This window comes from Bordetella tumulicola (assembly GCF_054779135.1).
This window is the reverse complement of the sequence record NZ_BAAGYU010000007.1, coordinates 1,495,876-1,506,174: the sequence shown is the minus strand read 5'-3', so window position 1 is coordinate 1,506,174 and position 10,299 is coordinate 1,495,876. Positions and strand designations below refer to the sequence as shown.

The 10,299-nt window shown below is 59.7% G+C and carries 11 protein-coding genes; 6 read left to right on the top strand and 5 right to left on the bottom strand.

Going from position 1 to position 10,299, the window contains the following annotated elements; translation table 11 throughout:
• The coding region (locus ACYVDM_RS15220) for a helix-turn-helix domain-containing protein (RefSeq protein WP_460475411.1) at nt 1–299 on the bottom strand (299 nt) is incomplete at its 3' end.
• Between the two features lie 137 nt (nt 300–436).
• Here ACYVDM_RS15220 and ACYVDM_RS15215 point away from each other — a divergent pair.
• The 3 genes from ACYVDM_RS15215 to ACYVDM_RS15205 all read left to right on the top strand — a co-directional run bounded on the left by ACYVDM_RS15215 (nt 437) and on the right by ACYVDM_RS15205 (nt 3,707).
• Entirely contained in the window at nt 437–1,735 is a 1,299-nt protein-coding gene (locus ACYVDM_RS15215; protein ID WP_415790896.1) for a sulfate adenylyltransferase subunit 1, read from the top strand.
• A 225-nt stretch (nt 1,736–1,960) separates the two neighbouring features.
• The gene (locus tag ACYVDM_RS15210) at nt 1,961–3,238 is read left to right on the top strand and encodes a PA0069 family radical SAM protein (RefSeq protein ID WP_415790898.1); all 1,278 of its coding nucleotides are present in this window, start codon (nt 1,961–1,963) and stop codon (nt 3,236–3,238) included.
• Nucleotides 3,239–3,251: 13 nt separating this feature from the next.
• Nucleotides 3,252–3,707, top strand: coding sequence for a hypothetical protein (locus ACYVDM_RS15205; protein WP_415790900.1), 456 nt, complete (start codon nt 3,252–3,254; stop codon nt 3,705–3,707).
• A 38-nt stretch (nt 3,708–3,745) separates the two neighbouring features.
• Here ACYVDM_RS15205 and ACYVDM_RS15200 read toward each other — a convergent pair whose 3' ends face one another.
• Nucleotides 3,746–4,618 carry an EamA family transporter gene (locus ACYVDM_RS15200; protein WP_415790902.1) on the bottom strand — a complete coding sequence of 291 codons (873 nt, stop codon included), beginning with the start codon at nt 4,616–4,618 and terminating at the stop codon, nt 3,746–3,748.
• 276 nt (nt 4,619–4,894) lie between these two features.
• Here ACYVDM_RS15200 and rplS point away from each other — a divergent pair, with 276 nt between their 5' ends.
• Both rplS and ACYVDM_RS15190 read left to right on the top strand, forming a co-directional pair.
• Complete coding sequence (gene rplS / locus ACYVDM_RS15195) at nt 4,895–5,278, top strand: 50S ribosomal protein L19 (RefSeq protein WP_415790904.1); 384 nt, start codon at nt 4,895–4,897, stop codon at nt 5,276–5,278.
• Nucleotides 5,279–5,383: 105 nt separating this feature from the next.
• The gene (locus ACYVDM_RS15190) at nt 5,384–6,133 is read left to right on the top strand and encodes a CoA pyrophosphatase (RefSeq protein WP_415790906.1); all 750 of its coding nucleotides are present in this window, start codon (nt 5,384–5,386) and stop codon (nt 6,131–6,133) included.
• 7 nt (nt 6,134–6,140) lie between these two features.
• Here the strand turns inward: ACYVDM_RS15190 and rsgA are convergent, their stop codons facing one another.
• Both rsgA and ACYVDM_RS15180 read right to left on the bottom strand, forming a co-directional pair.
• Nucleotides 6,141–7,052, bottom strand: coding sequence for a ribosome small subunit-dependent GTPase A (gene rsgA / locus ACYVDM_RS15185; RefSeq protein WP_415790908.1), 912 nt, complete (start codon nt 7,050–7,052; stop codon nt 6,141–6,143).
• Nucleotides 7,049–8,308 carry a M48 family metallopeptidase gene (locus ACYVDM_RS15180; protein WP_415790910.1) on the bottom strand — a complete coding sequence of 420 codons (1,260 nt, stop codon included), beginning with the start codon at nt 8,306–8,308 and terminating at the stop codon, nt 7,049–7,051. Before ACYVDM_RS15180 ends, rsgA begins: the two co-directional genes overlap by 4 nt.
• A 49-nt stretch (nt 8,309–8,357) precedes the next feature.
• Here ACYVDM_RS15180 and orn point away from each other — a divergent pair, with 49 nt between their 5' ends.
• A complete protein-coding gene (gene orn / locus ACYVDM_RS15175; protein ID WP_415790912.1) occupies nt 8,358–8,903 on the top strand; it encodes an oligoribonuclease in 546 nt (181 codons plus the stop codon).
• Nucleotides 8,904–9,258: 355 nt separating this feature from the next.
• On the opposite strand, the gene paaX is transcribed toward orn, so the two are convergent.
• Entirely contained in the window at nt 9,259–10,191 is a 933-nt protein-coding gene (paaX, locus tag ACYVDM_RS15170) for a phenylacetic acid degradation operon negative regulatory protein PaaX (RefSeq protein WP_415792981.1), read from the bottom strand.
• Between the last annotated feature and the right edge of the window lie 108 nt (nt 10,192–10,299).

Here is a 10,299-nt window from a genome sequence, read left to right as displayed (position 1 = left end):
TATCTGGTGCGCTTGGCGAAGAAACTAACAAACGCCGTTTGCAAATGGCGCAGCGTTTGCTGCAGGGGAACACTACTGACCTCGTTCAACCAGATGTGGTCCGCCGTCTTTTTCAGCGCCGTCAGCGCAGCCGAGGTCACGTGATATTCCAGACGCTCTTGCCGCTGGGCCCAAGCCGTCGAACGAAGGGCAAGCATGTGGTTATAGACCACGCGCACACAACCAAACGTGCGAGCCAGCGTGATCGCTTGCTCGGGCGTGGGATAGAAGCGGAATCGGTAGGCACGTTTGGTTTGCATGCCCAAGATGCTATCCGCGTCAAACCCAATAACTGGATTTCTATCCAGTCGTCAGCTCAAATCAGACCAATCCTGCAGCCTGACGGCTGCGCCCCTTTCCTCCCCGGCGTGAATGCCGAGGTTTCTCGGAGTAATGGATGAACGCAGTGAATGATTCTTTTTTGCCCGATACCGACAATGGCGTACTGCGGTTGATTACGGCCGGTTCGGTGGACGACGGCAAGTCCACGCTGATCGGACGCTTGCTGTACGACAGCAAAGGCGTATTTGCCGATCAGCTCGATGCCATTTCGCGTGCCAAGTACAAGCGTGTGGCGGGTGACGGTATTGATTTTGCGTTGCTGACCGATGGCCTTGAGGCCGAGCGTGAGCAAGGGATCACGATTGATGTGGCCTACCGCTATTTTTCGACACCGCTGCGCAAGTTCATCGTCGCCGATGCACCGGGACATGAGCAGTACACGCGCAATATGGTGACTGGCGCCTCGACGGCGGATGCCGCCATTATCTTGATCGATGCTACGCGTGCCACCGATGGCAAGTTGCTGACGCAAACCAAGCGTCACAGTACCATCGCGCATTTACTGGGTATTCGTCATATCGTCGTTGCGGTGAACAAAATGGATCTGATCGACTGGGATCAGGCGGTGTTCGAGCGCATTCGCGAAGCCTATGCCGACCTGGCCCGTCGACTGAATATCGCGCACTTTCATGTGTTGCCACTATCGGCGCTGGAGGGCGATAACGTTGTCAATCGGTCTGCTAAAGCGCCGTGGTATGACGGCCCGCCATTGTTGAGTTTGCTGGAACAGCTGGGCCTGGATAACGAAGCGGCTATTCGTCCCTTGCGATTCCCTGTGCAGTGGGTGGCGCGCCACGGCGGCGAGAGCGCCGATGATTTTCGAGGCTATGCCGGTTGCATTGCCAGCGGAGAGTTGCGCCCGGGCGACGACATCGTCGTGCAACCTTCGGGCGTGACGGCGCGCGTGAAAGAGATCCTGGCGTTTGATCGTGCCGTCGATGTGGCGGTGGTGGGGGATTCGGTGACGGTGGTGCTGGACCGAGATGTCGACGTGTCGCGCGGCGATGTCTTGTCGCATGCCGAGGCGCCAGCACGGGTCGGGCGCGAGTTCGAGGCCGAGCTGTGCTGGCTGGATACGCAGGCCCTGAATCCCGCACGAAAATATTTGCTCAAGCATGGCACGCGTTTAACCTCTGCCAAGATTCGGGGCGTATTGACGCAACGGGATGTTCACGAGTTGCAAGAGGTGCAGAACACGAGCGGAACCTTGAATATGAACGAGATCGGGCGCGTCTCATTTGCCACGCGCGAAGCCCTGGCCGTCGATCGCTATGTGGATGCGCCGGCGACCGGCGCGTTTATTTTGATCGACGCGGCCACGCATCAGACCGCTGCCGCGGGTATGTTGCGCTAAGGGAATTCACCTAGGCTGTCGAACGGGGCGTTCAGGCCATCACCTTGCCGGGTGGTGGCCTGTTGTTTTTTGTCTAAATCCAATAATGATGCGGGTTTTCGGCCGATTTCCAGAGTGTGAAATCAATACTTCAGACGGCGCTCTCGTCTTGGGGTAAAGTGAGATTTCGCCTGTTAAGGGCAATTGGGGCTTGCTGAAAGTACTGGTTTTTTGTACAGTACTTTCATGGAACGCACTGATTACGTTTTTTCCGCCGGTTCTGGGTCCCCGGCTACCGCCCCCGCCGCCTTGCGCGGCCGGGGAGCGGTTACTAATGTTCAGCACCGTTTCCAGCAAGCCGAGCGCGAACCCGTCGATGACGGTTGGTCCAGCGGGCAGGACGATACCGCCTCCCAGGGGGCTGTCTCCGAGGGCGATGGCTGCGGCGGAGATCTCCCGGGCGGTTACATTCCCATTGTCGCCCAACCGGCACCCAAGACCACCGTCGCGCCAGAGCAGGCTCGCAAGCTCTTGTCTCGCAATGACTCCCCCGACATTCCCTTCGATGTGGCCGTCAACCCGTACCGAGGTTGTGAGCACGGTTGTGTCTACTGCTATGCCCGTCCGACGCATGCTTACTTGGGCTATTCCCCTGGGCTGGATTTCGAAACCCGGCTAGTCGCCAAGGCCAATGCGGTCGATGTGCTGCGTGCCGAGCTGGCGCGCCCGGGCTATCGCGTATCCCCCATTAATATCGGATCGGCGACCGACGTGTATCAGCCCATCGAGCGTCAATGGCAATTGACCCGGGGCATCCTCGATCTGCTATGGCAGACCCGTCACCCGGCCACGGTGGTCACGAAAAACGCCCTGATCGAGCGCGATCTGGATTTGCTTCGGCTCGCGGCTGAGCAGCATTTGATCACCGTCTATATCAGTATTACCACGCTGGATATCGAGATGGCCCGCACGCTTGAGCCGCGCGCCTCGGCGCCGTGGCGGCGCCTCCAGGCGGTACGTACGCTCGCGGATGCCGGTGTCCCCGTCGGGGTATTGGTCGCGCCCGTTATTCCGTTTATCAACGACGAATCCCTCGAGCACATTTTGCAAGCCGCCCGTCAGGCGGGTGCCTGCTATGCCAGCTATACGGTGGTACGCCTGCCGTGGGAGGTCAAAGCCGTTTTTGAGGAATGGCTGGAAACCCATTTCCCCGACCGTGCCCAACGCGTGCTGCATCGTATCGAGGATTTACGCAACGGCCGTCGCAACGACTCTCGGTTCGGCACTCGCATGCGAGGCACGGGTCTGTGGGCCGACCTGTTGCGCCAGCGTTTCAACCTGGCTGTGCGCAAACTCGGCCTCAATACCACCCGGCCCCAGTTGGCCACGCATTTATTCCAGGCGCCCCGGGTTGCAGATTCCGCGTCCCATGCCATGCCTGCCTCCGGCGTGGGGCAGGGCACATCACGGCAGTCGAGATCCTCGTTGCCGCTTTCATCCTCACCGCAGTTAGCGCTGTTCTAACCGGAGCCTTCTCATGTCCACTGCTACGCTTGCTTCTGATTCCGCCATTTCTTTGCCTTCCCGTTTGCCGGCATGGATGCCTCGCATCGTTGCACGTGCCGCCGGCGGTGTGCTGCGCCAGCCAGCCAAATGGCCTTTTTCGTCGGGCTTGTCGCAGGGGCGCCGCTATGTCCCGACTCAGTCGGACGTCACGATTTCGCCGGTCGCTGCGCAGCCCGTTGTTGGCCGGCCCGTTGCGACTCAGCCGGTCGTAGATCAACCCGTTGGCGGGATTGCCCACGTGTCGGTCTCAGCCGCGTCTGTCTCCATCGACATGTCGGCCGCACACAGCCAGTCCATGGGGACGGCGGCCCGAGCATTGAACCAGGGCGTCACTGCTCGCCAAATGGTGGTGGATGTCTTGCTGGTCGCGATGTGGGGGGCGTTGATTCCCGGGATGATGTGGCTCGGCGCCGCGGCAGGGTTCTGATCGGCGTGGCGACGAGGCTCCGATCCGGGTAGCAGGTCTTAGCTCGATCCCAGCAATATGACGCCAGCCAAAATGGCTGCACATCCCAACAGGCGACCAACACCCACGTTTTCCCGTAAAAGAAACATGCCCGCCAGAGTGCCGAGCATCATCGACATTTCCCGCGCAGGGGCCACCAGGCTGAGCGGCGCACCGTTGCGCAGGGCGTACAGTACCAAGATATAACCCAGTGGCGACAGCAAGCCGATCGCCCACGCCAATCCCCAATACCCGCGCATGGCTTGCCAGCTTTCCGCGCGCCTGTGCACGACGTGGGGAGCCATCATGACGGTACGCGCGACGCAGGTGAGCCAGTCAAACAGGACGGGCATAATCAACAGCACCTTGACGCCGTAGGCGTCCACAACGGTATAGGCTGCGATAAATAACCCGATGACGCCGCCCCAGCGTACGCCGATCCAGGCCTGGGGCTGGCGAAAAAGCGTGAGCTTTCCCTGCGTGGCAATCAGCAATACGCCGCCGACGACGCAGAGCATCCCTGCAATCCCTGTGGAGGATGCGGGCTCGCCCAGCAACAAAAAGGCGCCTGTGGTCGACAAGAGTGGACCGGTACCGCGGGCGATGGGATACACCACGGATAGGTCCGCTACCTGATAGCCACGTTGCAAACAGAGGCTATAACCCAGGTGCAGGGCGCTGGAAGCCAGAATGCAGAACACAATGGGCCACGTCCACGTCATGCCCTCGTGCAGCAAAATCCATACGACCCAGGGTGCATACAACAAGGTGGCGCATAGCCCATAGGCAAACACAAACGCCGGTCCCACCATGGCGGCGCGCTTGGCTAACAGATTCCACGTAGCGTGGGCCATGGCCGCCAAGACGACTAATATCAGGGACGCATAAGACATCGATGCAACGACTACCGAAAATGACAGAAATATGACAACAACGCCGGCAAGAGTACCGCTAAATCAGGCGTGTCATCCGCCGATCTCTCTCATTTCCCCAACGTCCCGCTGTCTGTTTGCCATGTTTATCTATCACGCGGCGCGTAAAGTCTTGATTTGATGTAGAATGCTGGGTTTACCACAAACCTCATCCTCTGCTTGCGGATAGCAAAGGTACCGGCCTCGGTCGATACTGCACGCAAAAACAGCGCAAGGCACGATGATCTTGGAGTTCTCATGAACCTCATCGCTATCCTGGAACAGGAAGAAATCAAGCGCCTTACCGGCGGCACGCCTCTACCCGAATTCGCCCCTGGCGATACCGTCGTGGTCAGCGTCAACGTCGTTGAAGGCACCCGCAAGCGTGTACAGGCTTACGAAGGCGTCGTTATCGCCAAGCGTAACCGTGGCTTGAATTCGGCTTTTATCGTTCGCAAAATTTCGTCCGGCGAAGCCGTCGAACGTACGTTCCAACTGTACTCGCCACAAATCGCCAGCATCGAAGTCAAGCGTCGTGGTGATGTGCGCCGCGCCAAGCTGTACTACCTGCGCAGCCGCTCGGGCAAATCGGCTCGTATTAAAGAAAAGCTGGTCATCAAGAAGGTCAAGTCGGCTTCTTGATCCGTGCCGGTGTGATGTTCGTCTCGGCTGGCTCACACCGCGCCTCCCGGCAATCCGGGTTAAAAAGGCACCTAACAAGGTGCCTTTTTCACATTCGTAGCTGGTATGCCTGATCCTTCGACTCGTCCTCGTCGGCCGCGTGCGGCCCCCCCGTTTGATCCCGCCACTCAACCTTGGCAGCCCGCTGATGCGGGACTGACGGCCATTGATCCTCAGTTGCTGGTCCCCGAACGGCTGCGTGGCGTATTGACTCACAGCGGAGCCTGGCCTCAGGATCGACTCGGCTCGACAGAGTATCGTCATCCCGGGCGCGACGGCCCGCCTGTTCCTGCCGCCGTGCTGATTCCGCTGGTGGTGCACCCCGAGAGCGTCAGCATCATGTTGACCAAGCGTACCGCTCATTTATACGACCACGCCGGGCAGATCAGTTTTCCCGGTGGGCGCGTCGAAACGGTCGACGCCACGCCGGTCGCGACCGCATTGCGCGAGACCGACGAAGAAACCGGCCTGTCCGCGGACTATATCGAGGTCCTGGGCACCATGCCCCCGTATCTCACCTCGACCGGGTTTGCCATTACGCCGGTGTTATCGCTGGTGCGATCCGGGTTCACGCTGGCGCCTGATGAATTCGAGGTCGCCGAGATCTTTGAGGTCCCGTTGTCTTTCTTGATGGATCCGGCGAATCACCGACTCCATCGCGGCCCTTTGCCGGATGGACGCGAGCGACAGTACTACGCGATGCCTTGGCACCAATATTTCATTTGGGGGGCGACGGCCGGCATCCTGCGCAATCTGTATCACAAGCTGCGTCATGGGCTCGTCGGCAACGAGGAGTCACCGGTCGACGCAGCGTGAGCGCGCGTCAATAGCGCTGCGCGGCCTCGCTTTCGTCGAGGATGCGCTCGTACAACGCATAGCGGGCCGTATCAATCTCGCCCGCCCGCAGCGCCGCGACGACGCCACAGCCGGGTTCGTGCCGGTGAGTGCAGTTATAAAAGCGGCAGCGCTCGATATGCGGCGTGAACTCCGGGAAGCCACGCAAAATATCGTCGCCCGATAAGTGCTGCAAACCGAACGCCTGAAATCCCGGCGAATCAATCAGATCTCCGCCAGGCGCGGGCAAATGGTATAGGCGTGTGCTGGTGGTGGTGTGTCGCCCCATATCCAGTGCGGAGGAGTATTCACGTGTGGCGGCGTCCGCATCGGGCACCAGCACATTGAGCAGCGTCGATTTGCCCATGCCGCTTTGGCCCAGGAGCAACGTCACTTTACCCGCCAGCCGATCGGCTAACGCCGCATGGACAGTGGGCTGATCATGGGCGCTGAGTTCGATCACCGGGACCCCCAGTGCGCGCACCGACGCCAGGCGTGCACGTGCTGTCTCGACACCCGCTTGTAGATCGACTTTGTTTAGGATGATCAGCGGTTCGATACCGACGCTCCAGGCGCCGGCCAATGCGCGCCAGGCCAGATCATCCGAAAACGTGGGCTCGACCGCGACCACAATCAAGAGCTGATCGACGTTCGCGGCGAACTGCTTGGAACGCGTCTCGTCCGAGCGAAACAACAAATTGCTGCGCGGCAGAATGGCCTCAATGACGCCTTCGTCGCGCCCTTGGGGGGCGATTTTCACCCGATCACCCACCGCAGCACCGGTCTTTTTGCCACGCGGAAAGCAATGCCGCTTTGATCCATCCGGGAATTCCACCACGTAGTGGCGGCCATGCGCCGCAATAATGCGGCCCTCCAGGGGTTGGGGAAGGTTGTCGCTCATGCGTGCTGCGTCAGGTGACGGATGCGCACGGCAGCGGGGGGGTGGCTATCGTAGAAGGCGGAGTGCACAGGGTCGGGTGTCAGAGTCGCGGCGTTGTCATCGTACAGCTTGACGAGTGCCGAGACGAGTTGTTCGGACGAGCTTTGCGTAGCGGCGTAACGGTCTGCCTCGAATTCGTCGCGGCGAGAGTACCAACTGGCAATCGGGGTCAACATAAACGTAAAGACCGGAATCACCAAGAAAAACAGCAGCAGCGCCATCGCATCATTACGCCCACTGAAACGAGGCAACACGCCCAGGCCCTCGTAGAACCAGGGTTGTTGAGCCAACCAGCCAAGCACGGCAAAAAACAACAGGGCGGTGCCAAAGCTCAGCACGATGCGCTTGATGATATGGCGCTTGGCAAAGTGCCCCAGTTCGTGAGCCAGCACGGCTTCGATTTCATCCGCATTCAGGCGAGCCAGCAAGGTATCAAAAAATACAATGCGGCGCGATTTACCGAAGCCCGTGAAATACGCATTGCCGTGCGCCGAGCGGCGCGAGCCGTCCATCACAAACAAACCGTTCAGCGCAAAGCCGCAGCGCTGTGCCAGCTGTTTGATGCGTTGCGCCAGTTCCGCGTCGGCCAGCGGTGTAAATTTATTGAATAGTGGTGCAATAAAGGTCGGAAAAATAAACAGCAACAGCAGGTTAAAGGCCGTCCAGAGCCCCCATGCCCACACCCACCAGAGACTGCCGGCCTCGGCCATCAGCCAGAGGATGGCAGCTGCCAGAGGTGCCCCTAATACCAGTGACACCAGGACGCCCTTGACCAAGTCAGAGGCAAACAACCCGGGCGTCATACGATTAAAACCAAAATGGGCCTCAAGTTTGAATTGACGCCACAATGTAAAGGGCAGGCCCAATACGCCCAGCAGGAGTGCTACGCTACCGAGCAACAGCAACTGGCGCAGCAAGTCATTCGAGGTGGCTTGCGCGATCCACAGGTCAATGGCCTGTAGGCCACCCAACAAGGTCAGTCCCACCAGTATGACCGCGTCATACCCCCGCTCCAGCATCCCGAGACGCACGCGTGCCGCTGTATAGTCCGCCGCTCGTTGGTGGCTGGTCAGGCCGATGCGCGGTGAAAACTCGGGCGGAACCTGTTCCCGATGGCGCGCGACGTGACGAATCTGGCGCATGGCCAACCATTGGCGCACACACAGATCGGCAACCAAAAAGAATACAAACAGCAGGGTCAGAGTAGGCAGGGGCACGGAGTTCGCGTTACGTATGAGAAAATGTGGTGTTTTATAGGCAAATTATATGGCTGCAAACGAAAACCGCTTGGTCTGGCTCGATATGGAGATGACCGGGCTTGATCCCAACAAAGAGCGCATCATCGAAGTGGCCGTCGTCGTCACCGAGCCTGACCTGACCGTCGTGGCCGAAGGGCCGGTGCTCGTTGTGCACCAATCCGATAGTCTGCTCGACGCCATGGACAACTGGAACAAGTCCACCCACGGCAAAAGCGGTCTAATCGACAAGGTCAAGGCATCTACGCTCACCGAGGCCGAGGCAGAACAAACGCTGCTGGCTTTTCTGTCGCAGCACGTCCCCGCGGGCAAGTCCCCACTGTGTGGCAACACCATCAGCCAGGACCGCCGCTTCATGTACGCCTACATGCCGAACCTGGAACGCTTTTTCCACTATCGAAACCTGGACGTTAGCACGCTCAAAGAACTGGCGCGCCGCTGGGTACCGGCGGTGTATAAGGGCTTCGAGAAGAAAAGCAAGCATGAGGCGTTGGCGGATATTTACGAGTCCATCGACGAACTTAAGTATTATCGCGAGCACTTTCTTAAGGTGTAGGCGCTGTTGGTTCTTAATGCGCCGAGGTCCGTCGTGTGTAGGCGTCGCCGGCGTAATCGCGTCGGCTCGGCCCAACCAGGGGCCTCGGCTCGCGTTATCTTCCCATTCACCGGTGCTGGTAATACCGCGTTCGTTGTGTGTCGCGATGCGTATGGTCCTCAGGGCAAGCTACTACTGTGAGTCCCTGTCCGGTGCCATGGCCACGGTGGCCTGATCGGCTCGGCTCGGGCGCATGCAGGCGCCCTCGGTCCCGCTGCGCGGGACTGCCCGATCCTCAAACAGGCCACCGTGGCCATGGCACCGGACAGGGACGTCTCAATAGAGAGACCCCCCGCATCAGCAAGTACTGCAACGACTAAGCCGGACGCCCCCCGAATCGCGCATAGACCTGTTTAGAAAGCGGCGTGTAGCGATCGTTGTCTTTGCCTGCGATGGCATTTAGATGCTGTTCTGATGCGTCGAACAATTTCCAGTAGATCTTGCCGCAGAGCTCGCGTGCGGCGTGGCCCGGCCAGTGCTCGGGCAGCATGGGCACGGGGAGCTGCGGGTCGTGCAGGACGATGCGGCGCCAGGTGTGTAGCAGGAGCATGCGGGCGGCGAAGGCGTCGGCGGGGGCGGCAGGGTGGTCCAGCAGTTTGTCCAGGGGGGAGAGTTGGCTGGAAAAGTGATGGTATTGCGCGGCCAGGGTGTCTAGATTCCAGCATTGGGGGGCCAGGCTCGCGATGGGTAGGCCGCCCGCGCCCGCCAGGTCGCGGCCGCAGAGGACCAGGACTTTGTCGGGAATGCCGAGCTTTTCGAGGATTTCGTGGGCGGTGTGGGCGTCGGCTTGTGGGTGGGCGAACAGGCCGGGCGCGATCATGGCGAAGCCTTCCCACTCTAGTTCGCGGCGCAACTCGGTGCGTTCGGTCAGGCCGTTGTTGCCCAGACGGGGCAGAGCGACGAGTGTCCAGTCGCCGTTCCAGTCGGCCGCCGGGCCATCGTAAATACGTTGCGAGGCATGCGCGGTGCGTCGCAGGCCTTGTTCCGAGAGTTGGTACAGGCTGCGTCGTCCGTGGCGTTCGGCCTGGAGCCAGCCTTGGGCGACAAGGCGGAAGACGCTAGTGCGCAGGAGCCGCTCGTTGATACCCAAGGGCTCCAGCAATTCAATGATGCCGCCTAGCCAGATCGCGCCGCCATGGCAGGCGAGGGCGTCGCCCAGGAGACTGACGCACAGCGATTTGGCGCGGGGTGGGTCGTCTTTGAGTAATTGGGCAACGTAGTGGCCCAGTGAAAAAGGGGGGGACGCCATCGAAATTCAGGCCGGATATCAGAATTCCCGACATGATACACATTTCTGATATGATACAAAAATACTTTTGACAATTAATTTTCTGTATTAAATAATCGTCTTAAGCCA